The organism is Micromonospora sp. NBC_01739 (assembly GCF_035920385.1).
Lineage (GTDB): Bacteria > Actinomycetota > Actinomycetes > Mycobacteriales > Micromonosporaceae > Micromonospora.
The window spans coordinates 1,369,661-1,394,301 of sequence record NZ_CP109151.1 but is presented as its reverse complement, the minus strand read 5'-3'; the positions used below and the strand labels follow the sequence as shown (position 1 = coordinate 1,394,301).

Genomic DNA, 24,641 nt, shown 5'->3' with positions numbered 1-24,641 from the left:
GCCGACCGACCAACCACCACCCCCGCCAGGGTGTTTTGTCACGCAACTGTCATACGTCCGCGCAATGCCCGCCAACCCCGCTGGGCAGGGTGAGACCAACCTGGGGAGCGCCGGAGAGGGGGCAGCGACGTGACCACGCCACGACGCCCCGAGTGCACCGTGCCGCTGGTGGAGGTGGCCATCACGGAGTTCGACCTGGCCTGCCTGCCGGAGACCGGCGCGGTGTTCGACCGACTGCTGGCCCTGCAACCCCAGCAGGTGATCGTGGACTTCTCCGGCTGTCGACACATCGACGCGGCCGGCATCGGGTTGCTGCTCGACGTACACCGCCGACTGGTCCGCACCGGTGGGGTGCTGTCGATACGCGATCCCAACCCCCGCATCACCCGCATCCTCCAGACCGCCCGGCTGCACCAGATCCTGTCGGTGCACACCGACGGCGGGCCGGCCTCTGCCGTGACCGCCGCCCCTGGGGCCGGGTCCGGCGACCCGGCCGTGGATGCCACCGGTCATCCGAGGGTGTACGGCCGGGCGGCCGTCACCGCGCGGAACTGAGCCGGCGGACCCCGCCACTGCCAGGACTAGGAGCAGCATGACCGTCCCCGGGATCGTCGCAGCCGTCGCCGTCGGCCTCGCCGCCGGTGTGCTCGGCCGGTTCATCGTTCCCGGCCGGTCCAACGTCCCGGTCTGGCTCACCATGACCATCGGTGCCGCTGCCGCGTTGCTCGGCGCCATCAGCGCCTGGCTCCTCGGGTTCCGTGGGCTCACCCTGCTGGGCCTGATCGGCCAGGCCGGTCTGGCCACGGCCGGCGTGGTGATCGTGCTTGCCACCGCAAGCAAGGAACACTCAGACTCCCGCTGAGCCCCGCACCGGATCCGCCCCACCGCCGAAGGCACCGAGATCCCTGTCCCGTCCCCTCGCACCGCCAGTACCGGAGAGGAAACAGGATGACCGTCGTACCGGACGACAACCTGATGACCCTGATCTGCGACATGTGCGGCGACACCACCACCGGTATGGCCGCCGTGCTGCCCGATGCCGAGGTCGTCTGGACCCTGGTCTCCGATCACGGTTGGAGTGGCTCCCCGTTCGCCACCGGTCCGCACCGCTGCCCCCGGTGCAGCACCCTGCCACCGGGTGGCGGGCCCGAGTCCGGTGCCGGCAACGGCCAGGAGGTGGCCGTGCTCACCGGGGCGGCTGCCCTGAGCGCCGAGGCCGCCGAGGAACTGCGGGCCGCGCTGCGTGCGGCCGTCGGCCTGGCCGGGACAGTCGTGGTGGACCTGGCCCGGGTGCAGGTCATCGACTCGGTCGGGCTGGGTCTGCTGGTCCGCGCCCACCGGGAGGTACGCGAGCGGGGCCAGCGCCTCTGCCTGGCCGCCCCGTCCCGCTTCATCCGTACGGTGCTGCACACGATGAAGCTCGACGGGGTCTTCCCGATCTTCGCCAGCCTGGACGAGGCCCTGACCCAGCTCCGTGCCCAGGATCCCGCCGTGGGCGAGGTGGTACGGGTCGACGTGACCCCGGCCGAGGCCGTGCGGGCCCGCTCCGCCGGGCCCCGCAAAGCCCCCGCCCGCCGACCGGTCACCCGGATCACCGTCTGAGCACTCCGGCATCGGTGGGAACCTTTCCCGGCCGGTGTTGAACCGATCCACTTCCGTTGCCGTACCTGATGGCGAAGGGAGTGGCCCATGAAGCGCCTGACCCCGTTGCTCACCCTCCTGTCGGGGGCGGTGACGGCTGCCGTGCTGTTCACGATGAGTGCGCAGGCATCACCGCCGCGCACCCAACCGAGCGCCGACAGCGCCCCGTCGGCTGTCGCCGTACCGCCGCAGGACGAGGTGGACGTCGACGACGAGGCCCCGGTGGAGGAGGAACAACCCGACCCGGACAGCAGCCGACCGGCCAACATCCAGCCGCCGGACGGGCCGGAGGAGTCGCCGGAGGACACCGAGGCCCCCTCGGTCGAGCAGAACTGGATCGGCCAGCTGGAGAACGGCGCCACGATCGCCATCACCGTCAAGGGCGGCAAGGCCGAGGCGTACGTGTGCGACGGCCGCAGCATGGAGCTGTGGCTGTCGGGCACGGTCCGCGACGGCAAGATCGAGTTGACCGGCAAGGACGCCAAGCTGACCGGCATCATCCGCGGTGACAGCGCCAGCGGCGAGATGATCGTCGGGGTTCGGCGCTGGAAGTTCACCGCCCGGCCGGACGACAAGAAGGCCGACGAGGAGGCCGACGAGCCGGTCGTCAAGTCCGGCGAGGGCACCGCCCCGGCGATCTACCGGGTGACCGAGGAGGGCCGCAAGGCCGGCATCGACGGCGGCTGGATCATGTTGCCGGACGGTACCCAGATCGGCATCGTCACCTGGAACGGCAAGCCGATCCCTGCCCCACCGCTGGACCCGGCCTTCTTCAGCACCGTGGTCAACGACGTGACCATCGTCGCCGAGCCGGTAATCCCCGGAGGGCGGTGATGTCCCAGCACCGTCAGGGAAATGTGCGTACGGTGCCCCGCCGCCCGCCGGCACCCGACATCGAGGTGATCCGCGAATTCGGCCCGCCGCCGAGCGAGTCCCGACGACGTCCCTCCATGGTGGTGCCGATCGTGGTCGGAGCGGGGGTGGCGGTGGCCCTGGGGGTCTACGGCCGCACCCACACCCCGACCGGCATCGCGGTCAACGTGGCCGGCTTCTCCTCACCCCTGACGGTGAAGGTGTGGCTGGGCACCGGGGCGGCCTTCTTCGCGGTGATCCAACTACTGTCGGCGTTGTCCATGTGGGGCCGGCTCGGCGGGTTCTCCCCCTCCTGGGCCGGCGCCGCGCACCGCTGGTCGGGGCGGATCGCCTTCCTGCTGACCGTACCGGTCGCGGTGCACTGCCTGTACGCCCTCGGCTTCGACGGCTACGACACCCGTACCCTGATGCACTCCCTGCTGGGTTGCTTCTTCTTCGGTGCGTTCGCCACCAAGATGCTCACCCTGCCCAAACGCGGCCTGGCCGGTTGGGTGCTGCCGGTGGTCGGCGGGGTGGTCTTCGTCGCCCTGATCGGCATCTTCCTGACCTCGTCGGTGTGGTACTTCACCACCTTCGGCATCCAGTTCTGATCTTCGAAAGGCAGAGATGAACCACGATCAGGCCGGCTGCTGCCGGTCGCGACGGGCGTTGCTGGCCGGCACCGGCGCGGCGGGAGTGGCCGCACTGACCGGCTGCGCGACGTACGGCCAGCCGGCGGCGGCCCCGCCACCGGTCGCCGCTCCCGGGGGCAGTACCGCTCCCGGGGGCAGCGCCGACCCTTCCGGATCCGGTGCCCCGGACGACAGCCCGGCTCCCCCGGCGTTGGCCACCCTCGCCGACATCCCGGTCGGCGGAGGTGCGATCTTCGCCTCGGCCGGGGTGGTGGTCACCCAGCCCACCGAGGGCGACATCAAGGCCTTCTCGGCCACCTGCACCCACCAGGGCTGCACGGTCACCTCGGTCGACGGCGGCGTCATCACCTGCGCCTGTCACAACAGCGTGTTCGACATCGCCGACGGTTCCGTACGCAGTGGACCGGCCCGGGCTCCACTGCCGGCCGCTAACGTCACCGTCGACGGTGACGCCATCCGGCTGGCCTAGACGCGGCCCACCCAGGCCCGGGCCGCGCGGGGCCGTCCGGGAGGACCGCTTTTCCGGACGGCCTCTGCCCCACCCGGGGGCGGGTGGGGCAGAGGTCCCGGCTCACCGGGTCAGGACGCCGCGCAGGTGAGCGCGCTCGGCACGCCCGATCCGCTGCCGGTCAGCCCGAAGGTGGTGCTGGCCGAGGCGGCCAGTTGGCCGTTGTAGGGCTCGTTGCGCACCGTCACCGAGGTGCCGGAGGTGGTCAACCGCCCGTTCCACAGCGACGAGATGGTGGTGCCGGCCGGGGCGGTCCAGCTGACCGTCCAGCCGTTGATCGCCGTGGTGCCGGGGTTGCGTACGGTCACCTCCGCCTGGTAGCCACCCTGCCAGGAGTTGACCACCCGGTAGGTCGCGGCGCAGCCCTGGTCACCACCACCGCCGTTGTCGGCCGGTGTGGTCAGGGTCAGCGGGGGCGAGGCCGCCGAGACGTTACCGGCCGCGTCCCGGGCCCGTACCGTGAAGGTGTAGCTGGTCGAGGCGGTCAGGTTGGTGGCGCGGTAGCTGGTGCCGGAGACCGTGACCACGCCGGCCCCACCGGAGCCGCTGGTGGTCCGCAGCACCTCGTAGGCGGTGACGCCCACGTTGTCGGTGGAGGCGGCCCAGCTCAGCGTGGCGGCGGTGGCGGTCACCTCGGTGGCCGTGGGCTGGCCCGGCGCGGTCGGCGCGGTGGTGTCCACCGGGTCGGGGCCGTCCGCGTACCGCTCGGCCAGGCTGATGCCGGTGGTGGAGTTGGCGCCACCCAGGCGCACCTGGTGGTCCAGGCCGACGAACTTGCCGTTGTGCTGCCACAGCGCGGGCTTGAGCATCTGGTTGTACTTCGTCTCGTCCCAGCTGTTCCAGTCGTCGAGCAGCAGACCCCCGGTGTCACCGGAGTTGGGGTTGAGGCACCAGAAGGTGTGGTGGATGCCGTTGTCGACCATCAGGTCGCGCAGCGCGGCCATCCAGCGGTCCTGCCGGGCGTCCTGACCCAGCCGTCCACCCCACTCGCCGACCAGCAGCGGGGCGATGTTCTGCTCGTGGATGTAGAACCAGTTCGGCCGCCACACGTCGTTGGTCAGCGACTCCCGGTCGAAGTCACCGGCGAACCAGGGCTGCTCGAACACCAGCGGTCCGTAGTCGTGCGGGGAGTAGACCAGCTGGTCCTGGTGGGCGCCCAGGTCGACCGGGTGCTCGGCGACCCCGCGCAGGTTGCCGCCCCACCAGTTGTAGAAGTAGTTGGGGCTGCGGTCCGGGTTGGTGTTCGGCGAGTTCCAGGTGGCCCCGGGACGGGGGTAGACCTCGATGCCCTCGCAGAGGATCAGCAGGTTCGGGTTGATGGCCAGGATCCGCTTGCCGGCGGTCTCGCAGGCGTACTTGAAGTTGTCCTGGTCGGTGCTGGAGTCCCATTTGGCCCGCTGCGGGTCGTTGGGGGTGCCGTGCGGCTCGTTCTTGATGTCCATCGCGACGATGGTGTCGTTGGTGCGGTAGCGGGCGGTGACCCATTCCCAGCCCTGGTAGAACAGCTCCGAGGTGATGGTGCCCTTCCACCACACCGGGTAGGTGTGCCCGGAGTTGTCGGCCTCGGCGCTGTGTACGTCGAGCATGACCTTCAGGCCGTACTTCTCGCACAGTTGCAGCCAGTAGTCGAAGACCTGGAGGTTGTTCATGCCCTCCAGCTCCGGGTTGACGTAGGTGTTGACGTTCGGCCGGATCGCCTGGCCGGCCTTCCACTCCAGCAGCAACTGGGTGGAGATGGGCACCCGGACGATGTTGATGCCGCGCTGGGCCATCTGGCGGGTGATGTTCTCGATGTTGGCCGACCACAGGCCGTGGAAGACCCGTTCGGTGGCGTTGAAACCGAACCAGTTGGCCCCGGTCAGCCAGACCTGGTTGCCGTCCTCATCGACGATCTTGTTGCCGTCGGTGCGCAGCCAGTCGTTGGCGGGGGCGGCGGCGCTCGCGGTGCCGGCCGTGGGGGCCGCCGAGGCGGCGGGGGTGGCGGCGGCCAGGCCCAGCAGCACCACGGCCGTGGTGGCCAGGGCCTGGAGTTTTCTCCGTGCGGACATGCGACTTCCTCTGTGGTGGGTGACGAGGAACGTCGACACAACGGCCCTGCCCGACAGACCGTGGGAGCGCTTCCACGGGTCACCTTATGCGGTAGTGGTCGACAGCGGAAGTGGATGTCCGCCGTTTCGACGCGATGGCGGTGACAGCCCCGGCCGAACACCGCCACTACGGCGAAACGGAGTCGATCAGCCTTCTACACGGCCAGCGCCGCCCGGACATCGTGCTCGGCCTCGCCGCCGCCCTCCCCCGCGGAGGTGACCCGGCCGGACTCCAGGACGTGGTAGCGGTCGGCCACCTTCAGCGCGAACCCGAGATGCTGCTCGACCAGCAGCACACTGAAGCCGGTCTGCGCGATCAACGCCACGATCCGGTCCTGGATCTCGGCCACCACGGAGGGCTGGATGCCCTCGGTGGGCTCGTCGAGCATCAGCAACCGGGGGCGGGTGATCAAGGCACGGGCGATGGCCAGTTGCTGGCGTTGCCCGCCGGAGAGCAGCCCGGCCCGGCGACGTAGCAGCGGTTGCAGTGCCGGAAACAGGTCCAGCACCTCGGCGGTGGCCGCCGCACCGTCGCGGCGGCCGTCGGCGACCAGGCGCAGGTTCTCCGCCGCCGTCAGGTGGGGGAAACACTGCTGGCCCTGCGGCACGTACGCCAGGCCCCGGGCGACCCGCTGATGGGGGGCGAGCCGGGTGATGTCCTCGCCGTCGAACTCGACCCGTCCGGCACTGGGGCGCAGCAGTCCGGCGGCGACCCGCAGCAGGGTGGACTTGCCGGCACCGTTGTGGCCCAGCACGGTGGCCACCCCGTCGTCCGGCACGCTGACATCGACGCCGTGCAGCACCCGGCTGCGGCCGTAGCCGGCGTGCACCCCACGCAGACTGAACATCATGCCTCCACAGGGGTCGGGCCGCCCTCGACCGGGTGGCCTAGATAGACCTCCTGCACCCGGGGGTCGGCCTGCACCTGGGCGACCGTGCCCTCACTGAGCACCCGCCCGGCGTGCAGCACGGTGACCGTCCGGGCGAACCGGCGCAGGAAGTCCATGTCGTGTTCGATCACCACCACCGTCCGATCCCGGCTGACCTGCTCCAGCAGCTCACCGGTGGCGTCGCGTTCCTCGTGGCTCATCCCGGCCACCGGCTCGTCGAGCAGCAGCAGCCGGGCATCCTGCACCAGCAGCATGCCGATCTCCAGCCACTGCTTCTGGCCGTGGGCCAGGGTGCCGGCGAGCTGATCGGCCAGGCCGGCCAGGCCGATCACCTCCAGGGCCTCGGCCACCTCGTCGGGGACGCCGTGCCGGCGGCGCAGCAGGGTGCCCCAGCCACGCCGGGCCCCCGCCGCGATGTCCAGGTTCTGCAGGACGGTCAGTTCCTCGAACACCGTCGAGGTCTGGAAGGTACGCCCCACCCCTAGGCGACTGATCCGGTGCACCGGGCGGCCGAGCAGTTCCCGCTCGCCGAAGCGTACCGAGCCGGTGGCCTTGACCAGCCCGGTCACCGCGTCCACCAGGGTGGTCTTGCCGGCGCCGTTGGGGCCGATCAGGAACCGGAGGTCCCCCGGCGCCACCTCCAGGCTCACCCCGTCGACCGCGGTGAAGCCGTCGAAGCTCACCCGGAGGTCTCGCACGTAGAGCCCGTGCAGTTGCTCCGTCATGACGACACCTGCCCTTCCGGGCAGCGGGTCCGGCGCAGCCAGCCGAACCGCCGCTTGCCCTCGTCCCGCCGGAGCAGGCCGATCAGCGAGGCCAGGCCGCCGGGCAGGAACGCCACCACCACCACGAACAGCAACCCCTGGAGGTACGTCCAGCCGCCCGGAAACCGCTCCGACAGGGCGGTACGCGCCCAGGCCACCGCCACCGCGCCGAGCACCGGGCCGAGCAGGGTGGCCCGCCCACCGACGGCCACCCCGATGACGAACTCGATCGACGGGACGATCCCGATCATTGCTGGGGAGATGATGCCGACCGCGGGCACGAACAGGGCCCCGGCCAGCCCGGCCATGCCGGCGGCGACCACATACGCGACGAGCTTCACTCCTGCCGGGTCGTACCCGAGGAAACGGACCCGTTCCTCGCCGTCGCGTACGGCCACCAGCAGTTCGCCGTAGCGGCACTGCATCAGGTGCCGGGCCAGGGCCAGCAGCGCCAGCAGGGTGCCGGCGATGATGAAGTACACCATCCGCTGGTTGACCGGGTCGTCCAGGTCGTAGCCGAAGAAGCCCTGGATGTCGGTGAGGCCGTTGGTGCCGCCGGTGGTGCCCTGCTGGCCGATCAGCAGGATCACCATGGCGGCGGCCAGGGCCTGACTGAGGATGGCGAAGTAGGCGCCCCGGACCCTACGCCGGAACACCAGGGACCCGAGTACGAAGGCCACCCCCATCGGCAGCAGCACCGTGGCGGGCAGGGCGAACCAGGGGCTGGCGAAGGGGCGCCACCACAGCGGCAACTCGTCGAGTTGCCCGTACAGCAGCATGAAGTCGGGCATGTTGCCCGGTCCCGCGTCGGCGAGCTTGAGATGCATGGCCATCGCGTAGCCACCCAGGCCGAAGAAGACCCCCTGGCCGAGGGCCAGCATTCCGCCACGCCCCCAGGCCAGGCCGATGCCGACCGCGACCATGGCCACGCAGAGATACTTGGCCAGCAGGGAGAGCCGGAAGTCCGACAGCACCAGCGGCGCCACGGCGAACAGCACCGCGGCACCGAAGGCGAACCCGGCGGCGGCCCGGAAGCGGTGCCGGGAGGGACCGGCCGCCGGCTTTGCCGGTGGCGGTGTGGAATCGACGACGGTACGGGAATCACGGGCGACGGTGGTCATGCCAGGCTCCGGGTTCGCAGGGTGAACATGCCCTGGGGCCGCCACTGGAGGAAGGCGACGATGGCGATGAAGACCATCACCTTGGCGACACTGAGGGTGGTCAGGTACTCGCCGGTGGCCTGGAGCACGCCCAGGGCGAAGGCGACGATCACGGTGCCCTTGAGCTGACCGATCCCGCCGACCACGACCACCAGGAAGGCGTCGATGATCAGGTTGGTGCCCATGGTGGGACCGATCGGGCCCAGCAGGGTCAGCGCTACCCCGGCTACCCCGGCCAGGCCGGAGCCGATGAAGAAGGTCATCCGGTCCACCCGGGCGGTGGGGATGCCGGAGACCGCGGCCAGGTCGCGGTTCTGCACCACGGCCCGGATCCGGCGGCCCAGCGGGGTCACCCGCAGCCCGACGGTCAGGGCGGCCACCGCGGCGGCGGCCAGGGCCAGGATGAACAGCCGGTTGTTGGCCACCGTGATCCCGCCGGGCAGAGCGATGTTGCCGGTGAGCAGTTGCGGGGCGCGGGTCTGCACGTTGGGGCTGCCGAAGATGTCCCGGGCCAGCTGTTGCAGGATCAGTGAGACACCCCAGGTGACCAGCAGGGTGTCCAGCGGGCGGGCGTAGAGGCGGCGGATCAGCAGGTACTCCAGCAGCACCCCCATCGCCCCGGCCACCACGAAGGCCACCGGCAGGGCGATCAGCAGGGACCAGCCGGCCGCCGTGATGACCTGTTGCAGGACATAGGTGGTGTACGCGCCGGCCATGATGAACTCGCCGTGCGCCATGTTGATCACCCCCATCTGGCCGAAGGTGAGGGCCAGGCCGAGGGCGATGAGCAGCAGCACCGCTCCGATGCTGACGCCGGTGAAGAGTTGGCCGATGAGAACTGTCACGGTGGGTACTCCGTACTGCTGAGGGGAGCCCACCCGGGCCGGGCCTGCCGCGGCCCGGGTGGGGTTGGTCCGGTCGGCGCTGGGCCGACCGGACCAGGACCGGTCAGCTGAGGCCGCCGGCCCAGGGGTAGCTCTTGAGGTACGGGTCCGGGGTGATCGGCTTGCCGGAGTTCCACACCTCGGTGATCAGGCCGTCCGGGCCGACCTTGCCCACCCGGGCGGTCTTGGCGATGTGCTGGGTGGCCCCGTCCACGGTGACCAGACCCTCCGGTGCCTCGAAGGTGATGCCGTCGGAGGCCTTGCGGACCTGCTCCACCTCGAAGGTGCCGGCCTTCTCTACCATCGCCTTCCACAGGTAGACCGAGACGTAGGCGGCCTCCATCGGGTCACTGGTCGGCTTGTCCGCCCCGTACTTGGCCTTGTACGCGGCGACGAACTTCTCGTTGGCCGCCCCCGGGGTGGTCTGGTAGTAGTTCCAGGCGGTCAGCTGGCCCTCCAGGTACTGGGTGCCGATGCTCTTGACCTCCTCCTCGGCGATCGACACCGACACCACCGGCATGCTGGCCGCGGTCAGCCCGGCGGACTTGTACTCCTTGAAGAAGGCGACATTGCTGTCACCGTTGAGGGTGTTGAAGACCGCGTCCGCCCCGGAGGACTTCACCTTGTTGGTGATCGTGCCGAACTCGGTGGAGCCCAGGGGGGCGTAGTCCTCCCCCAGCACGCTCATGCCGTTGGCCTCGGCGTACGCCTTGATGATCTTGTTTGCGGTACGCGGGAACACGTAGTCCGAGCCGACCAGGTAAATCGACTTGGTGCCCTGCGCCTTGAGGTACTCCAGGCCGGGCACGATCTGCTGGTTGGTCGTCGCCCCGGTGTAGAAGATGTACGGCGACTGCTCCAGTCCCTCGTACTGCACCGGGTAGAACAGCAGCGCCTTGTTCTTCTCGAACACCGGCTTGACGGCCTTGCGGCTGGCCGAGGTCCAGCAGCCGAACACGGCCGCCACCCGGTCTTCGCGGATCAGTTTCTCGGCCTTCTCGGCAAAGGTCGGCCAGTCCGAGGCGCCGTCCTCACCAACCGGCTGGATCTTCTTACCGAGCACCCCACCGGCGGCGTTGATCTCCTCGATCGCCAACATGATCGAATCCCGGACGGTCACCTCACTGATGGCCATCGTGCCGGACAGGGAATTGAGCAGGCCCACCTTGACGGTGTCGCCGGAGGTGTCGGCGGTGACGCCGGAGGAGACCTTCTCGTCGGTGGTTTTACTGCCGCACGCGGCCAGCGTGGCCGCGGCGACCAGGGTCATGGCACCCGCTAGGATGCGTCGTCCCCGCAACAGTGTCATCAAATCTCCCTGCGTCGCACCTCAAGGCGTGGAGTCAGTTGCCCGGGAACGAGCGCCGGTCCCGGGTCGAGGGTGTCGAGCTGCGGTTTTGCGGTGCGGTCCGGTGAAACATCGCGGTGCCCGGCGGGTGGGTGGACACCGACCGGGCGCCGATTCGGATATCGGGCAGGGAAAGCTTCGATCCGTTTCGTTGCGCGGATGTTTCCCAATCCTCAATAGACTGTTTCCGCTGTCAGGTAACGGCGATCCAGCGGACGCAGAAAATGCCGGTACCCGCCGACGAGAAATCGGCTCAGGGGCTACCGGCATGCATTTTTCGACCGTCGGCCACAGTGCATTGTCGACTGTCGTCCAAACGGTGGGCGAGGTCCGGTTCCACGCCGGATACTTCACGCAGGAAGTATCTTATGTGGCCGATCTCCGGACCTGTCAAGGCACGGTCGCATCACGCTCCGGTCGATGCCCTGCGGTCGGATCAGAGTTCGGCCACCACGGTGAAATCCAGGCCGTCGGCCTCGGCCAGGTAGATGCGCTGACGCACATGCCGCCGACGCAGCCGCAACTCCCCGCGCGGCCCGTCGTACGACACCACCTCGGCGGAGGCCTCCACCGCCCGGACGTCCAACGTGCCGGCCTTGGCGATGAGGGCGGCCAGCAACATGACCCCCTCGTAACAGGACTCACCTAGGCTGCCCAACGGGGGTGCCTCCAGCCCGAACCGGCGGGCGAAGGCGCCGTGGAAGTCCAGGTTCTCCGGCGTGACCAGGCCGGCGAAGAAGCCGGCCGTGCTGAACAGCCGCGCGGTGTTGGCCGCACCGCTGGCCAGCAGCATGTTCTCGTCCATCAGGGTGCTCAGCCGCAGACACCGCTGATCCAGTCCGGAGCGGGCGAAGGCCCGGTTGAACCGCACCGCGTCCGCCCCGACCAGCAGCATCAGCACCGCGTCGGCGTCGCTGTGCTCGATCCGCCGCAGCACCTCGGCGTAGTCGTGGGTCTCCAGCGGCAGAAAATGGTGCCCGACCACCCGGCCGCCACTGCCCCGGGCGTACCGGTAGGCGGCCTGCGTGGTCCGGCGGGGCCAGACGTAGTCGTTGCCCACCACGAACCAGCGTCGCACCCCCAGGTCGGCCAACGCCCGCATCGCCGGCCGGAGCTGGGCATCCGGGGTTTCGCTGGTCAGGAAGACCCCTTCGGTACGCTCACCGCCCTCGTACAGGGCGGTGTAGACGTACGGCACCCGGTGGGCTATCCGTGGCGCCACCGCCTGCCGGACCGAGGAGATGTGCCAACCGGTGACCCCCTGCACCGCCCCGACCGACACCAGGGCCTCCACCTCGGCGGCCACCTCGGCCGGCGGTGCCCCGCCGTCGACCGGGATCAGCCGCAGTTGGCGACCGAGCACCCCGCCCCGATTGTTGACCTCCTCGACGGCGAGCTGAGCGCACAGCTCGCAGCTCGGGCCGAACATCCCGGCGGGCCCCCGCATCGGAAACACCAGGGCGATGCTGACCACGCCCCGGTCGACCGTGAGCCAGGAGGTCCCGGCGGCGACACTCGACGTCGCCGACGGACTCCCGTTCCCCGATGCCGGACCGGACATGAACACATCGTGGCCGCCGCCGATCCCGGTGACCAGTTCTCCCCATTGGGCGGGACGTCTCGGTACGATGACCGGCAACCGCAAGGCGGGAGTGACATGTCAGAGTTTCCCGGCTCCGCAGCCGACCTGCTGCCCCTGCTCACCCGCGCCGAACGACTACTCTCCCGCCGGGTCGGCGCCCTGCTGGCCGACGAAGGGCTCACCATCGAGGCGTGGCGGGTACTCGGTCTGCTCGCCGACGGGCTGGGCCATCCGATGAGTGAGGTGGCCGCCGAGGCCTCCCTGCCCCCGGGCACCCTGACCAAGCTGGTCGACCAACTGGTCGACCGCAACCTGGTCTTCCGCCGGGTCGACCCGGTCGACCGTCGCCGCATCCGGGCCTACCTGACCACCCGTGGCCGCGCCGAGCACGAACGCCTCGCCGCCCTGATCCGGGCCGACCTGGCCGACCTCAGCACAGTGGACGACATCACCCTCGCCACCCACCTGACCGCCCTGATCACCCGCCTGACCCCCCACCCCCACCCCACCCCCGCCTGACCCCCCACCCCCACCCCACCCCCGCCTGACCCACCCAGGCCCACCCGCCCCAGCCCCCTGCCCGACCCAGCTCGGCTCGGCCCGGCGATCATGCACTTTTGGTCGCTGATACACGGCTTATGCGGCTTATGTGGCGACGAAAAGTGCAAGATCGGCGGGGCGCGGGGGCACAGGGGTGCGGGGTGCGGGGGCGCAGGGGGTGGTCAGCCGCCGTTGTTGGGGTGGAAGCGGGGGACGCGGTGGCGGGCGGGTGCGGTTCGGTTGGTGATCGGGGAGACGGCGTCGAACATGGTGCGGCCGAGGACCGCGTGGGCGCGTACGGCCGGGTGGGTGCCGCCGTAGTTGTCCAGGTCGCCGAGGGAGTCGGCGAAGAAGGCGTAGGTCAGGGTGGGTCCACCGGTGGGGTCGAACATGATGCCCACCTCGTGCCGGGCGGCACCCCGCGAGTCGTAGTCCGCCCCGTACTTGGTGGCCACCCGGCTGCGCTCGGCCGAGGACATGTCACGGCGAATCCCGTCGTGGTAGCCGTTGATCCAGCGCAGGATCCCGAGCAGGAAGTCGCTTGACCGGGTCGACAGCAGGGTTTTGTTGGCCAGCCGCCACAGCAGGTCGTGGGTCTCCCGCGGGGTGGTCACGCCGAGGAAGAACCGGTTCGGGTTGGCCACCGGTTCCACCCGGGTATGGGTGAAACCCTTGGCCGCGAGGATCTCGTTGATCTCCAGGGCCGGCACCACCCGGCCACACATCCGTACCGCGGTGTTGTCCGAGACGAGCAGCAACGCGGTGAGGAAGTTCGCCACGGTGATCTCGTCACCCCAGACGGTGTGCAGGAAGTAGATCCCGCTGCCGCCGAGGATGATGTCTCCGGTGAGGTCCAGGCGCTGGCCTAGGGCCAGCTCACCACGGTCGATCTTGTCCATGACGGCCACCGCGACGGCGAGCTTCTGCACGCTGTAGCCGTGCGTCACCCGGTCGGCGTCGTCGTCCACGACGACATTCAGGCCACCGGCGGCACCGACCATCGCGACATGCGTGTGCCACGAACCCCCCGCCAGCGCCTTCTGCTTCCGGTACGCACGCCGGATCACCTCCGGCGCCGGTAAGGTGCCGATCGACGGACCCGCGACGGGGCCCGGTGCCGCCACGGCTCTGCCTGGCGTCGCGACCAGCGCCGCCGTCGCCACCCCGGCTCCGATGACGGCCCGACGACTCATCTGCTCAGCCATTCGCCACTCCTTCGCCCAGCGGTTCGGCCGGCGGGTGCCGGCACCGGACACACGGTGCCATACCACCTGATCCAGCGGAGTCCCGGTCAGCGGCGGATCAGGACGAAGACTCCCCACCCCAGGTGGTCGCGGCGGTAGCGCACGTGGCGCAGGGGGTCCTCGGTCAGCTCCTGACGTAGCTCGGGGGCCAGCGGATCGTCCGGGTTGTCGTCCAGCCAGCGGCGCAGGTTGAGCCAGTGTGCCGCCGCGTAGCGGTCCCAGCTGTCCTGGTCGGCCAGCACCATCTCGACCAGGTCCCAGCCCTGGTCACCGAAGAGACCGACCAGGCCGGGCAGGTCGTGGAAGTCGTCCCGGTGGGTGGTGTCGCAGCCCTCGACGGTCGCCTGGTCGGGTGGCTCGATGCGCCAGTACGGCTCACCGATCAGGGCCATGCCGCCCGGACGCAGGCCTCGGGCCAGGATCTCCAGGGTGCCGGGAACACCGTCGCCGATCCAGGTGGCCCCGACACAGGCCGCCACGTCGACCGGTTCCTCGCAGTCGTACGAGGCGGCGTCCCCATGCAGGAAGCTGACCTGTTCCGCCACCCCCAGTTCGACGGCTCGCTGCCGGGCTGCGGCGGTGAAGGCGGTGCTGATGTCCACGCCGGTGCCGATCCCCCCGTGGTCGCGGGCCCAGGTGCAGAGCAGCTCACCTTTGCCGCTGCACAGGTCGAGGATGGTGGTGCCCGGGGCGAGTTTCAGCGCCCGCCCCAGGGTGGCCAGCTTCTCCGCGTCGAAGGGGTTGAGGATGCGCAGGCCACCCTCGCGGATGACGAATTGTCGCGGCAGGTCCATGCACCGGCACGCTAACCACCCGCGCCACCGGGGCCAACCGGATTACCAGGGACCGGCCGGTCACCCGAGGCCGGCGGGTGGCACGGTCAGACCCGGGTCGACACGCAGGCCGAAGTCCGGCTGTCCCAGCCAGTCCAGCCGGGCGGAGGTCTGCTCGGCGTGTTCGGCCAGCAGCAGCCGGACCCGGTACGCGGCCAGCAGCAGCGCTTGGAGGGAGTCCACCCCGTACGCGGTCTGCACCGAGTTCTCGTTCAGTCCCTCGACCTGGAATGGGCAGCCCCAGTCGCCGTTGCGCGACGACGGATCCGGATGCGGCTTTCCGAGGCGGACTACCAGCTCGGAGGTGGCACCATCCGGGTCGATGACCGCGATGCGCCGCTCGGCGACGACCTCACCCAGTTCGGACAACCTCGTGATCCTCTCTCCCGGTCGAGGCAGCGATGCTATCCGGAAGATCGAGGTACGACCGCAGGGTGTGAGCGTCCGGAGCCGTGGCGGTCCACAGGGTCGCCGGTCCACCGGCCAGCGGCAGCCGGGCCAGGGTGTCCCGTACCGCCGGTGGTTCGGGTGCTCGGGTGGGGTCGAGAACCAGCAGCGAACCGGTGGCCGGTGCGCCGTCGAGCACCGCCGGGCCGGCCCAGCCGGGTGCCTGGGGTCCGACCGTCAACGACTGACGCAACAGCGGCCTACCGGCCAGGTCCACCCAGGTGTTGATCTCGGCGTGCCCGGGTTGTTCGCGGTGCCGGCCACAGATCAACTCGTCCCGCCAGTGCAGGGTGCCGCCTTCGGCGACCTCCACCTGGGCGTCGGCTATGTGCGCGCAGCCGGCCGCGGCGACCAGTTGCTCCGGCAGCCAGTGCAGGACGGCCTCCGCCGCGACGGTGGCCCGCACCAGCATCCGGGAGACCGCCCCGGGGCGGCCCGGCAGCGCGATGGAGGCGGCGACCGTCTGCACCCGTACCGCCGCACCCGGGCCGACCTCGACCTCCAGCCGCAGGTCGTCGCCGGCGAGCGGACCGGCCGCCCCGCCGACGACGTACACCGTGACGCCACCGCCCGGTCCGGGGACCTGGCGCAGCAGCAGGGGGCTCTCGCCGCGTAGCTCGGCCAGGGTGGTGCGGCCGTGCCGGTCGGCACGGGCCACCAGCCGGGCGGTGGCCCGCATCAGGCCTGCCCGGCGGGAACCGCCGCCCGGGTACCGGCGCGGTGGTGGGCCAGTTCGTGCCGGATCCACTCGGCGACCTGGGTGGCTAGGGGGTCCTCGGTGATGGACTGGAACACCGTGGGCAGGGTGCCGCGCCGGGCCCGGGCGTCGCGGTCCATCACGGACAGGTCCGCGCCGACCATCGGCGCCAGATCGGTTTTGTTGATCACCAGGAGGTCGGCGGCGGTGACCCCCGGCCCGCCCTTGCGCGGCACCTTGTCCCCGCCGGCCACGTCGACCACGAAGATCTGCCGGTCGACCAGGCCCCGGCTGAAGGTGGCGGTCAGGTTGTCCCCGCCGCTCTCGACGAGCACCAGGTCCAGCGGGCCCAGCGCCTCGGCCAGTTCGTCGATCGCGTCGAGGTTCGCGCCGATGTCGTCGCGGATGGCGGTGTGCGGGCAGCAGCCGGTCTCCACCGCCCGGATCCGGGCCGGGTCGAGCACCCCGGCCCGCTTGAGGAAGTCGGCGTCCTCGGTGGTGTAGATGTCGTTGGTCACCACGGCCAGCCGCAGTTCCTCGGCGAAGGCCCGGCACAGCGCGGCGACCAGAGCGGTCTTGCCGGAGCCGACCGGGCCGCCGATGCCGACCCGCAACGCCCGTACTTCCGTGGGCAGCGGGGCGTGCGGATCCACCCCCGGTTCGGGGTGGGTGTGGGGAACGGACTCGTCGTGGGCAAGGTCAGGACGCAAAGAGACGCACCTCCCAGGTGGCATGAGCTTCGGCGTGAATGTCGGCAAGTGGGGCCGCCGCGGCGGGCAGCCGCCACGGTGGTTGAGTGGCGGCCAGCGCCGCACGGGCAGCGGTGGTGTCGCAGGCGTCGGCCAGTCGCACCAGCAGGGCCTGCACCTGGTACGGGTCGAGACCCAGCAGGCGTACGGCGGCACTGGCCGCCCCGGTCACTGTGGCGTGCACGGCTACCGTGGCGATCTGCCCCGGGTCCAGCCCGGCGGCGGCCCCGACCAGCCCGAGCACGAGCGGTTGGTGCGGGCCGCCCGGGGTCGCGGGCAGGTCGTCGAAGCCGGCGGCCGGCCAGATCTCCCGACCGGCCCGCAGCAGGGCCCGGCCCTGCCGCCGGGACACCGCCCGCTGGGCGGGCGAGGCGGTACGGGCGTCCAGTTCAGCGTCGAGCCGGGCGAGCGCCGGCCGTCGATCGTGGACCCCGTCCGCCCCCAGCGGACCGGCCGGCCGGCAGGCCGCCGCTGCGAAGGCCCCCGCGACCAGCCCGACGGTGGCCAGCCGACCGCGCAGGTACTCCCCCAGGGTCGCCAGGTCGGTCACCCGTCCGGCCGCCACGGCCGCCTCCAGGCCGCAGGAGTGGGCGTGCGCACCGGCCGGGAACCGTCCGTCGGCCACCAGCAGCAGGATCGTCGGTACGGCCATCAGAACAGGAAGTACCGCTGGGCCATGGGCAGTTCGGTGACCGGGTCGGGTTCGACCACCTCCCCGTCGATGCGGACGGTGAAGGTGTCCGGGTCGACCTCGATGCACGGCAGGGCGTTGTTCTGCGGCAGGTCAGCCTTGCCGCGCGAACGCACATCGGCCACCGGCACCACCCGGCGGCGCACATCGAGACGTAACCCGGCCTCCAGGGCCACCGGGGCCACGAACGCCAGACTGGTGGCGGCCGCCGCACCGCCGTAGGCGCCGAACATCGGCCGGGGCAGCATCGGCTGGGGGGTGGGGATCGAGGCGTTCGCATCCCCCAGCTGGGCGTACGCGATCATGCCGCCCTTGATGACCAGGTGTGGTCGTACGCCGAAGAACGCCGGCTCCCAGAGCACCAGGTCGGCGAGCTTGCCGGGCTCGACCGACCCGATCTCGTGGTCGAGGCCGTTGGCCATGGCCGCGCAGATGGTGTACTTCGCCACGTACCGCCGGGCCCGGTGGTTGTCGGCGGCGCCGTCACCCGGCAGGGCCCCCACCCGGGCCTTCATCACATGTGCGCTCTGCCAGGTGCGCAGCACGACCTCCCCGACCCGGCCCATGGCCTGGGAGTCCGAGCCGATGATGGAGATCGCCCCGAGGTCGTGCAGCAGGTCCTCGGCGGCCATGGTGGACGGCCGGATCCGGCTCTCGGCGAAGGCCAGGTCCTCCGGCACGGCCGGGTTCAGATGGTGGCAGACCATCAGCATGTCCAGGTGTTCGGCGAGGGTGTTGCGGGTGTAGGGGCGGGTCGGGTTGGTCGAGGAGGGCAGCACGTTGGGTTCCCCGGCGACCGTGATGATGTCCGGCGCGTGTCCTCCCCCGGCCCCCTCGGTGTGGTACGAGTGGATGGCCCGGCCGCCGATCGCCCGCAGGGTGTCCGCGACGAATCCGGCCTCGTTGAGGGTGTCGGTGTGGATGGAGACCTGCACCCCGGAGGCGTCCGCGACCCGCAGGCAGGCGTCGATCGCCGCCGGGGTGGTGCCCCAGTCCTCGTGCAACTTGAACCCACCGGCCCCGGCCCGCAGCTGCTCCCACAGCGCCTCGGTGGAGACCGTGTTGCCCTTGCCGAGCAGCAGCACGTTGACCGGGAAGGCGTCGAGTGCCTCGTGCATCCGGGCCAGGTGCCAGGCGTTCGGGGTGACCGTGGTGGCCCGGGTGCCCTCGGCCGGTCCGGTGCCGCCGCCGACCAGGGTGGTCACCCCACCGGCCAAAGCCTCGGTGACGATCTGCGGGCAGATGAAGTGCACATGGGTGTCCACCGCCCCGGCGGTCAGGATGCGGCCGTTGCCGGCGATCACCTCGGTGGCCGGGCCGATCACCAGGTCGGGGTGCACCCCGTCCATGGTGTCCGGGTTGCCGGCCCGGCCCAGGGCCACGATCCGCCCGTCGCGCAGCCCCACGTCGGCCTTGACCACCCCCCAGTGGTCGAGCACCACCGCCCCGGTGATGACGGTGTCCAGGGCGCCCTCGGCCCGGGTGGCCCGGGACTGGCCCATCGACTCCCGGATCACCTTGCCGCCGCCGAAGACCGCCTCGTCGCCGCCGACACAGTGGTCGTGCTCGACCTCGATGAGCAGGTTCGTGTCGGCCAACCGGATCCGGTCACCCGTGGTCGGCCCGTACAGCGCGGCGTAGCGGTTCCGCTCGACGGTGCTCATGCCGGCACCTCCGGACCGGCGTCCAGTGCCCCGCCGCACTCGCCCCGCAGGCCGGGCACGATCCGGGCACCGGCCAACGGCACCAGGTCGACACTGCGACTGACCCCCGGTTCGAAACGCACCGAGGTGCCCGCCGGTACGGCCAGCCGCTGCCCCCAGGCGATGTCCCGGTCGAAGTCCAGCGCGGGGTTGGCCTCGGCGAAGTGGTAGTGCGAGCCGACCTGCACCGGCCGGTCGCCGGTGTTGACCACCAGCAGGGTGGTCACCGGCCGCCCGGCGTTGATCTCCACCGGGTCGGCGGCCGGCAGGATCTCCCCCGGGATCACGGGATCGGGTGGTGCACCGTCACCAACTTGGTGCCGTCCGGGAACGTCGCCTCCACCTGCACCTCCCCCAGCAACTCGGGGATGCCGTCCTGCACGTCCTCGCGGGTCAGCACGGTACGGCCGGCGGACATCAGGTCGACCACGGAACGCCCGTCGCGGGCGCCTTCGAGCAGGAAGGCGGTGATCACCGCGACGGCTTCGGGATAGTTCAGGCGCAGGCCGCGTTCGCGGCGACGCCGGGCGACATCGGCCGCCACATGCACGAGCAGACGATCCTGCTCATGGGGAGTGAGATACAAGGGTGGCTCCCGGTGGGTGTCCGCGCCCCGCCGACCGCCGGCACCGACGCCTCGACGCGCCGTCCCAGGGTTCGGGGCTCGCCCGCCGGGTCCCGCCACGTGTGCGGGCGTCGGGAGTTCCACCCTCCCGGCCCACCTGGCGAGGCACCGGCGGTGGCTTATCGGATGCGGACCGCACCGCCCACCGCTGACCAGACCGTAAGGGATCACGCGGGCCGTGGCAATGGGCGATCGATGGTCGCCTCGCTCGTGTCGAAAGTCGTGTGCGGGTTCAGCCGCCACCGGGCAGGTCGAGCCGCACACCGGTGACGGCCTCGACCTCCCGGGCACAGATCTCCAGCAACGGCATGTCGTCGTAGTTGCTCAGCACCACACCGACCCAACCGGTGTCCGGGTAGACGGTCCAGTTCGCACCGACCCCGCCCGCACCGCCGCCGCGCCCGATCACCCACTGGCCGCCGATGATCGAGACAGGCATCGTGTACGCCTCGAACCCGGCGGGACCGGGACCGGGAAGCTTGGCCCCGGCGAACAGGTCGGCGTACGGCCGCTCCAGCAACGTGCCGTCGTACAGCGCGGACGCGAACCGGGCCAGGTCCGGTGCGGTGGCGAAGCCGTCGGCGGAGGCGTACCCGATGAAACTGCGCCCCGGATTCCTGCCCCGGATCGGCGGGCTGATGCTGCCGGTGTCCAGGTGGCGTACGGCGTCCACCCGGCTGCCGTCGGCCTGGCGCATGTACGGGTGCGCGATGCGCGGGTCGGTGAGCCACTGCTGCCGGGTGAAGAACCCCGAGCCGGTCATGCCGGCGCGTTCGAAGATGTGCTCGTGGGTGTAGTCCCAGAACGTCATGCCGGACACGGCCTCGACGATCTGCGCCGCCATGGCCAGACCCACACCGCCACCGGGGAGATGACCGTTGGCTCCCGAGCCGGGGACCCCCACCAACCGCGCCTGCCGGACCCACTGCTCGCCGGCCTCGTGCACCTCCTGGCGACTGTGATAGACCCGTAGCCAGTCCGGCATCGGGGCGTCGATGCCGGAGGTGCTGGTGAGCAGATGGTGGATGGTCACCTGCTCGGCGATCTCCGTCGCCACCCCTTCCAGGTGCCTGCCCACCGGGTCCGACAGCGACACCTTCCCCTGCTGCACGAGTTGCAGGATCGCCACCGACAGGAACGGTTGGCTCGCCGAGGAGAGGTGGAACGCGACATTCTCGTGGTTGCGGATCCTCCGCTCCTTGTCGGCCATGCCGTAGCTGCGGGACAACACCGTCCGACCCCGGTACGACAGCAGCACCACCCCGGAGAACCGGTCCTGGGCTGCCAGGTGCGCCACGAACCGGTCGTACGCTCCGCCGGGCCGGGTCGCCGGCGGGATCCGACCCGGCCCGGGAGGCCCGGCGGTGACGCGGCGGTCGGCGGTCGGCGGGGCCGCATCGGCGAAGTCGGCACCCACCAGTGGAGCGCCGGCCGCCACCAACCCGCCCCACCCGAGCAGTCGCCTCCGGTCGATACCGGATGCCGATTCCAAATCCATGATCACGGTCCTTTCCTGTTGGTCGAGCTGCCCCGTGTCGTCCGATCACGGGGGTCTGCGCTCTACCGAACAGGAACGGCTGTTGCGACGGCGTACGCGTTTCTGGATACGCCGACGATATGTCGCACCCCGTAGCATCGACGGCGTGCGGGTGTTGATCGTCGAGGACGAGCCCTATCTGGCCGATGCCATTCGCGATGGTCTACGCCTGGCGGCGATCGCCGCCGACATCGCCGCTGACGGCGACACCGCCCTGGAGTTGCTGGACGGCAACGCCTACAGTGTCGCCGTCCTCGACCGCGACATTCCCGGCCCGTCCGGCGACGAGATCGCCGAAAGAATCGTCGCCTCGGGCAGCGGTACGCCGATCCTCATGCTCACCGCTGCCAGCCGACTCGACGACAAGGCATCCGGATTCGCACTCGGTGCCGACGATTACCTCACCAAGCCCTTCGAACTCCGGGAACTCGTGCTCAGGCTCAGAGCACTCGATCGTCGGCGCACCCACCGCAGGCCACCCGTGCGGGAGATCGCCGGCCTGCGGCTGGATCCGTTCCGCCGCGAGGTCTACCGCGACGGCCGCTACGTCGCGCTGACCCGCAAACAGTTCGCCGTCCTCGAAGTCCTCGTCGCCGCCGAAGGCGGTGTGGTGAGCGCCGAGGAACTGCTGCGACAGGCGTGGGACGAGAACGCGGACCCGTTCACCAACGCCGTGCGGATCACCATCTCGGCACTGCGCAAACGGCTCGGCGAGCCCTGGATCATCTCCACAGTGCCCGGCGTCGGCTACCGCATCGACAGGGCACGACCGTAGCCCGGCCACCCGGTTTGAGCGTCCGCCTCAAACTCACCCTCAGCTACGCCGGGTTTCTCCTGCTCGCCGTCGCCCTGCTGTTCGCGGTCGTGTGGCTGTTCCTGCTCCGGTATGTGCCCGACGGTGTGCTGGTCACGGGACCGCCGGGGTCGCACCCCCGCCTCTTCATTCCCAATCGGTCCGACCTGCTGCGCGCCTTCGCGCCGAAGGCCGCGGCACTGTGGGCGCTGCTACTTCTGTTCGGCCTCGTGGCAGGATGGATCCTGGCCGGCCGGATGCTCGCCCCGCTGACTCGCCTCACCGATGCCACCCGCAGAGCCGCCGACGGATCGCTCTCCCACCGGATCCGGTTGCCGGGCCGCCGGGACGAGTTCCGCGAACTCGCCGACACATTCGACACCATGCTCGCTCGCCTTGAAGCACACGTCGCGCAGCAGCGCACATTCGCCGCCAATGCCTCACACGAACTACGCACCCCACTGTCGATCACGCAGACGCTTCTCGAGGTGGCCCGCGCCGATCCGCACCGCGACCTCGGCGAGATCATCGATCGTCTGCACGCCGTCAACACCCGGGCGATCAAACTCACCGAAGCGCTGCTCCTGTTCAGCCGCGTCAACGAAAAGTCATTCACCCACGAGCGCCTCGATCTCTCCCTGCTCGCGGAGGAGGCTGCCGAAACGCTCCTGCCGCTTGCCGAGAAACGCGGCCTCACCATTGCGCTGCGGGCCGATGCCACCCCGGTCCTGGGCTCGCACCCGCTCCTGTTGCAGATGACGACGAATCTCCTGCACAACGCGATCATCCACAACACCGCCGATCAGGGCACCGTGTGGATCACGACCAGTGTCGCGCCCGAGGCTGTGCTGCTCACCGTCGAGAACACCGGCGAACGACTCCCCCCACACCTGGTTTCCACGCTGGTGGAGCCGTTCCAGCGCGGCACCGAACGGGTCCGTGCGGAGCACGCCGGTGTCGGCCTCGGCCTGGCCATTGTCACGAGCATCGTCCAGGCACACGACGGTGCCCTCACCCTCGCCCCCCGCCCCGCCGGCGGGCTCCGGGTAACCGTGCGCCTACCTGCCGCACCACCGGGATGACCTGGGCGTGAGGGCCGTCATATCGGGTGGACGCCGACCGGTCACCTGCTGCTAGCCTCTGCCGCAGGTCATGAGTGCCAGCGTGAAGCCCCGGCTTGCTGGCCGGCAACCCTCGTCCGCGCAGGGGTGCCCCGGGTGAGGACCAGGCATCGGAGTGGCTCCGGTGCAAGCGTGGCCTGGTTTCCAGGTCATCACGACCTCGAGGGAGACCCATGTCGTACCGCAGTCGATCCGCTCCCGTGGCGACCTGCCTGGACCTGACCCAGCGTCGGCACGTCGACATGATGCGGGTCTGTAGCGCCGCGTGTAGCTGACCGCGTCGCCGCCGGTCACCGCGCCTTCGGGCGTACGGTGACCAGCCCTCTCCCCTCTTGTCATCGATTCATCCCCACGGTCCGTCGTACGGCGGACCGTCGGTGCGGCACGTCCGTGCCCGCCGTCGTTCATCCAGGAGACACCTGTGCGAATCCTTCCTGCCCTGACCCGGGCCGCCGCCGTCGGCGCCGCCGCAGTCCTCGCCGCCGTCACCCTCACCGCCTGCGGCTCGGACTCGGCCGGCGAGGCCGACAACCCGTACAACCTGCTCCAGCCGGGGGTGCTGCGGGCCGGCACCCTCACCGACGCGCCGCCGAACGTGTACCTCAAGGACGGCAAGTTCACCGGGTTCGACAACGACCTGCTGGTCGCCGCCGCCGACAAGCTGGGGCTGCGGGTCGAGTTCGTCGGCACGGACTTCTCCGGCCTGCTGGCCCAGGTCAACAACCGCAAGTTCGACGTCGGCAGCTCCTCGATCACCATCACCGAGGCGCGGAAGAAGACGGTCGACTTCGGCAACGGCTACGACTTCGGCTACCTCGGCCTCAACGTGCCGGCCGGTTCGACCCTGAGCAGCTTCGCCGAGCTGCCCGGCAAGCGGGTGGTCGTCGTGCAGGGCACCGTCCAGGACGACTACGCCACCACCAAGGGACTGGACCCGGTACGGGTGCCGGACTACAACGGCGCCCTCAACCAGCTCAAGGCGGGCACCGCGGACGCCTGGATCTCCCCGGCCGAGATCGGTGAGAAGACCGCCGCGGACAGCGGCGGCAAGATCGAGGTGGCGGCGAAGGAACTCAGCCCGGCCCCCACGGCGTACGCCGTCGCCAAGGGCAACGACGCGCTGCGCGAGGCGCTGAACAAGGCCCTCGACGAGGTCATCGCCGATGGCACCTGGACCCGGCTCAGCGCGCAGTACTACCCGGGTCGGGCGATCCCGGCCGACTTCACCCCGGGCAGCGGCAACGTGACCGTCCCGTCGGCTTCCTGACGGCGAGTAGGAACGAGCAGGGCGG

27 protein-coding genes and 1 riboswitch are annotated in these 24,641 nt (G+C 70.5%); of the genes, 10 read left to right on the top strand and 17 right to left on the bottom strand.

The window, feature by feature from the left end:
• Positions 1–129: 129 nt before the first annotated feature.
• The 6 genes from OIE53_RS06305 to OIE53_RS06280 all read left to right on the top strand — a co-directional run bounded on the left by OIE53_RS06305 (position 130) and on the right by OIE53_RS06280 (position 3,615).
• Complete coding sequence (locus OIE53_RS06305) at positions 130–555, top strand: STAS domain-containing protein (protein ID WP_327025620.1); 426 nt, start codon at positions 130–132, stop codon at positions 553–555.
• A 37-nt stretch (positions 556–592) separates the two neighbouring features.
• A complete protein-coding gene (locus tag OIE53_RS06300; protein WP_327025619.1) occupies positions 593–862 on the top strand; it encodes a GlsB/YeaQ/YmgE family stress response membrane protein in 270 nt (89 codons plus the stop codon).
• Positions 863–948: 86 nt separating this feature from the next.
• Entirely contained in the window at positions 949–1,602 is a 654-nt protein-coding gene (locus tag OIE53_RS06295) for an STAS domain-containing protein (RefSeq protein WP_327025618.1), read from the top strand.
• A gap of 87 nt (positions 1,603–1,689) precedes the next feature.
• Positions 1,690–2,475 carry a hypothetical protein gene (locus OIE53_RS06290; RefSeq protein WP_327025617.1) on the top strand — a complete coding sequence of 262 codons (786 nt, stop codon included), beginning with the start codon at positions 1,690–1,692 and terminating at the stop codon, positions 2,473–2,475.
• 116 nt (positions 2,476–2,591) lie between these two features.
• Entirely contained in the window at positions 2,592–3,104 is a 513-nt protein-coding gene (locus tag OIE53_RS06285; protein WP_327027102.1) for a DUF6529 family protein, read from the top strand.
• Positions 3,105–3,120: 16 nt separating this feature from the next.
• Complete coding sequence (locus OIE53_RS06280) at positions 3,121–3,615, top strand: Rieske (2Fe-2S) protein (protein WP_327025616.1); 495 nt, start codon at positions 3,121–3,123, stop codon at positions 3,613–3,615.
• A 110-nt stretch (positions 3,616–3,725) separates the two neighbouring features.
• On the opposite strand, the gene OIE53_RS06275 is transcribed toward OIE53_RS06280, so the two are convergent.
• The 7 genes from OIE53_RS06275 to OIE53_RS06245 form a co-directional block, all read right to left on the bottom strand.
• Positions 3,726–5,702 carry a cellulase family glycosylhydrolase gene (locus OIE53_RS06275; protein WP_327025615.1) on the bottom strand — a complete coding sequence of 659 codons (1,977 nt, stop codon included), beginning with the start codon at positions 5,700–5,702 and terminating at the stop codon, positions 3,726–3,728.
• A 194-nt stretch (positions 5,703–5,896) separates the two neighbouring features.
• Positions 5,897–6,589 carry an urea ABC transporter ATP-binding subunit UrtE gene (gene urtE / locus OIE53_RS06270; RefSeq protein ID WP_327025614.1) on the bottom strand — a complete coding sequence of 231 codons (693 nt, stop codon included), beginning with the start codon at positions 6,587–6,589 and terminating at the stop codon, positions 5,897–5,899.
• Positions 6,589–7,356, bottom strand: a complete 768-nt coding sequence (urtD, locus tag OIE53_RS06265) for an urea ABC transporter ATP-binding protein UrtD (protein WP_327025613.1) — start codon at positions 7,354–7,356, stop codon at positions 6,589–6,591. The genes urtE and urtD overlap by 1 nt, the downstream gene beginning before the upstream one ends.
• Positions 7,353–8,516: an urea ABC transporter permease subunit UrtC gene (gene urtC, locus OIE53_RS06260; protein ID WP_327025612.1), complete on the bottom strand. Its 1,164-nt coding sequence runs from the start codon at positions 8,514–8,516 to the stop codon at positions 7,353–7,355. The genes urtD and urtC overlap by 4 nt, the downstream gene beginning before the upstream one ends.
• Positions 8,513–9,400 carry an urea ABC transporter permease subunit UrtB gene (gene urtB / locus OIE53_RS06255; RefSeq protein ID WP_327025611.1) on the bottom strand — a complete coding sequence of 296 codons (888 nt, stop codon included), beginning with the start codon at positions 9,398–9,400 and terminating at the stop codon, positions 8,513–8,515. Before urtB ends, urtC begins: the two co-directional genes overlap by 4 nt.
• 103 nt (positions 9,401–9,503) lie before the next feature.
• Positions 9,504–10,748, bottom strand: a complete 1,245-nt coding sequence (urtA, locus tag OIE53_RS06250) for an urea ABC transporter substrate-binding protein (protein ID WP_327025610.1) — start codon at positions 10,746–10,748, stop codon at positions 9,504–9,506.
• 475 nt (positions 10,749–11,223) lie between these two features.
• Positions 11,224–12,348, bottom strand: a complete 1,125-nt coding sequence (locus OIE53_RS06245; protein ID WP_327025609.1) for a substrate-binding domain-containing protein — start codon at positions 12,346–12,348, stop codon at positions 11,224–11,226.
• Between the two features lie 96 nt (positions 12,349–12,444).
• On the opposite strand from OIE53_RS06245, the gene OIE53_RS06240 reads away from it, so the two are divergent.
• Entirely contained in the window at positions 12,445–12,888 is a 444-nt protein-coding gene (locus OIE53_RS06240) for a MarR family winged helix-turn-helix transcriptional regulator (protein ID WP_327025608.1), read from the top strand.
• Positions 12,889–13,091: 203 nt separating this feature from the next.
• On the opposite strand, the gene OIE53_RS06235 is transcribed toward OIE53_RS06240, so the two are convergent.
• The 10 genes from OIE53_RS06235 to OIE53_RS06190 form a co-directional block, all read right to left on the bottom strand.
• A complete protein-coding gene (locus tag OIE53_RS06235) occupies positions 13,092–14,114 on the bottom strand; it encodes a serine hydrolase (RefSeq protein ID WP_327025607.1) in 1,023 nt (340 codons plus the stop codon).
• Positions 14,115–14,200: 86 nt separating this feature from the next.
• On the bottom strand, positions 14,201–14,947 hold the full coding sequence (locus tag OIE53_RS06230; RefSeq protein WP_327025606.1) for an SAM-dependent methyltransferase: 747 nt from the start codon (positions 14,945–14,947) through the stop codon (positions 14,201–14,203).
• A gap of 60 nt (positions 14,948–15,007) precedes the next feature.
• Positions 15,008–15,355 (bottom strand): DUF6968 family protein, encoded by a 348-nt coding sequence (locus tag OIE53_RS06225; RefSeq protein ID WP_327025605.1) that lies wholly within the window; start codon positions 15,353–15,355, stop codon positions 15,008–15,010.
• Positions 15,339–16,112 carry an urease accessory protein UreD gene (locus tag OIE53_RS06220; RefSeq protein WP_327025604.1) on the bottom strand — a complete coding sequence of 258 codons (774 nt, stop codon included), beginning with the start codon at positions 16,110–16,112 and terminating at the stop codon, positions 15,339–15,341. Before OIE53_RS06220 ends, OIE53_RS06225 begins: the two co-directional genes overlap by 17 nt.
• A complete protein-coding gene (gene ureG, locus OIE53_RS06215) occupies positions 16,112–16,840 on the bottom strand; it encodes an urease accessory protein UreG (protein WP_393340449.1) in 729 nt (242 codons plus the stop codon). The genes OIE53_RS06220 and ureG overlap by 1 nt, the downstream gene beginning before the upstream one ends.
• The gene (locus tag OIE53_RS06210) at positions 16,830–17,531 is read right to left on the bottom strand and encodes an urease accessory protein UreF (protein ID WP_327025602.1); all 702 of its coding nucleotides are present in this window, start codon (positions 17,529–17,531) and stop codon (positions 16,830–16,832) included. The genes ureG and OIE53_RS06210 overlap by 11 nt, the downstream gene beginning before the upstream one ends.
• The gene (locus OIE53_RS06205) at positions 17,531–19,234 is read right to left on the bottom strand and encodes an urease subunit alpha (RefSeq protein ID WP_327025601.1); all 1,704 of its coding nucleotides are present in this window, start codon (positions 19,232–19,234) and stop codon (positions 17,531–17,533) included. Before OIE53_RS06205 ends, OIE53_RS06210 begins: the two co-directional genes overlap by 1 nt.
• Positions 19,231–19,560: an urease subunit beta gene (locus OIE53_RS06200; RefSeq protein ID WP_327025600.1), complete on the bottom strand. Its 330-nt coding sequence runs from the start codon at positions 19,558–19,560 to the stop codon at positions 19,231–19,233. The genes OIE53_RS06205 and OIE53_RS06200 overlap by 4 nt, the downstream gene beginning before the upstream one ends.
• The gene (locus OIE53_RS06195; protein WP_013734263.1) at positions 19,557–19,859 is read right to left on the bottom strand and encodes an urease subunit gamma; all 303 of its coding nucleotides are present in this window, start codon (positions 19,857–19,859) and stop codon (positions 19,557–19,559) included. The genes OIE53_RS06200 and OIE53_RS06195 overlap by 4 nt, the downstream gene beginning before the upstream one ends.
• A gap of 271 nt (positions 19,860–20,130) precedes the next feature.
• Positions 20,131–21,396 (bottom strand): serine hydrolase domain-containing protein, encoded by a 1,266-nt coding sequence (locus OIE53_RS06190; protein ID WP_327025599.1) that lies wholly within the window; start codon positions 21,394–21,396, stop codon positions 20,131–20,133.
• A 145-nt stretch (positions 21,397–21,541) separates the two neighbouring features.
• On the opposite strand from OIE53_RS06190, the gene OIE53_RS06185 reads away from it, so the two are divergent.
• The 3 genes from OIE53_RS06185 to OIE53_RS06175 all read left to right on the top strand — a co-directional run bounded on the left by OIE53_RS06185 (position 21,542) and on the right by OIE53_RS06175 (position 24,616).
• Entirely contained in the window at positions 21,542–22,210 is a 669-nt protein-coding gene (locus OIE53_RS06185; RefSeq protein ID WP_327025598.1) for a response regulator transcription factor, read from the top strand.
• Positions 22,211–22,224: 14 nt separating this feature from the next.
• The gene (locus OIE53_RS06180) at positions 22,225–23,310 is read left to right on the top strand and encodes a sensor histidine kinase (RefSeq protein ID WP_327025597.1); all 1,086 of its coding nucleotides are present in this window, start codon (positions 22,225–22,227) and stop codon (positions 23,308–23,310) included.
• A gap of 66 nt (positions 23,311–23,376) precedes the next feature.
• Positions 23,377–23,488, top strand: a riboswitch (SAM riboswitch).
• Between the two features lie 282 nt (positions 23,489–23,770).
• The gene (locus tag OIE53_RS06175) at positions 23,771–24,616 is read left to right on the top strand and encodes an ABC transporter substrate-binding protein (protein ID WP_327025596.1); all 846 of its coding nucleotides are present in this window, start codon (positions 23,771–23,773) and stop codon (positions 24,614–24,616) included.
• Positions 24,617–24,641: the final 25 nt, after the last annotated feature.

Excerpts from the sequence above, each read along its gene's own strand:
- OIE53_RS06300 (WP_327025619.1), top strand. The coding sequence starts at position 593 with ATGACCGTCCCCGGGATCGTCGCAGCCGTCGCCGTCGGCCTCGCCGCC.
- OIE53_RS06295 (WP_327025618.1), top strand. The coding sequence starts at position 949 with ATGACCGTCGTACCGGACGACAACCTGATGACCCTGATCTGCGACATG.
- OIE53_RS06290 (WP_327025617.1), top strand. The coding sequence starts at position 1,690 with ATGAAGCGCCTGACCCCGTTGCTCACCCTCCTGTCGGGGGCGGTGACG.
- OIE53_RS06285 (WP_327027102.1), top strand. The coding sequence starts at position 2,592 with ATGGTGGTGCCGATCGTGGTCGGAGCGGGGGTGGCGGTGGCCCTGGGG.
- OIE53_RS06280 (WP_327025616.1), top strand. The coding sequence starts at position 3,121 with ATGAACCACGATCAGGCCGGCTGCTGCCGGTCGCGACGGGCGTTGCTG.
- OIE53_RS06275 (WP_327025615.1), bottom strand. The coding sequence starts at position 5,702 with ATGTCCGCACGGAGAAAACTCCAGGCCCTGGCCACCACGGCCGTGGTG.
- urtE (WP_327025614.1), bottom strand. The coding sequence starts at position 6,589 with ATGTTCAGTCTGCGTGGGGTGCACGCCGGCTACGGCCGCAGCCGGGTG.
- urtD (WP_327025613.1), bottom strand. The coding sequence starts at position 7,356 with ATGACGGAGCAACTGCACGGGCTCTACGTGCGAGACCTCCGGGTGAGC.
- urtC (WP_327025612.1), bottom strand. The coding sequence starts at position 8,516 with ATGACCACCGTCGCCCGTGATTCCCGTACCGTCGTCGATTCCACACCG.
- urtA (WP_327025610.1), bottom strand. The coding sequence starts at position 10,748 with ATGACACTGTTGCGGGGACGACGCATCCTAGCGGGTGCCATGACCCTG.
- OIE53_RS06245 (WP_327025609.1), bottom strand. The coding sequence starts at position 12,348 with ATGTCCGGTCCGGCATCGGGGAACGGGAGTCCGTCGGCGACGTCGAGT.
- OIE53_RS06240 (WP_327025608.1), top strand. The coding sequence starts at position 12,445 with ATGTCAGAGTTTCCCGGCTCCGCAGCCGACCTGCTGCCCCTGCTCACC.
- OIE53_RS06235 (WP_327025607.1), bottom strand. The coding sequence starts at position 14,114 with ATGGCTGAGCAGATGAGTCGTCGGGCCGTCATCGGAGCCGGGGTGGCG.
- OIE53_RS06230 (WP_327025606.1), bottom strand. The coding sequence starts at position 14,947 with ATGGACCTGCCGCGACAATTCGTCATCCGCGAGGGTGGCCTGCGCATC.
- OIE53_RS06220 (WP_327025604.1), bottom strand. The coding sequence starts at position 16,112 with ATGCGGGCCACCGCCCGGCTGGTGGCCCGTGCCGACCGGCACGGCCGC.
- OIE53_RS06210 (WP_327025602.1), bottom strand. The coding sequence starts at position 17,531 with ATGGCCGTACCGACGATCCTGCTGCTGGTGGCCGACGGACGGTTCCCG.
- OIE53_RS06205 (WP_327025601.1), bottom strand. The coding sequence starts at position 19,234 with ATGAGCACCGTCGAGCGGAACCGCTACGCCGCGCTGTACGGGCCGACC.
- OIE53_RS06190 (WP_327025599.1), bottom strand. The coding sequence starts at position 21,396 with ATGGATTTGGAATCGGCATCCGGTATCGACCGGAGGCGACTGCTCGGG.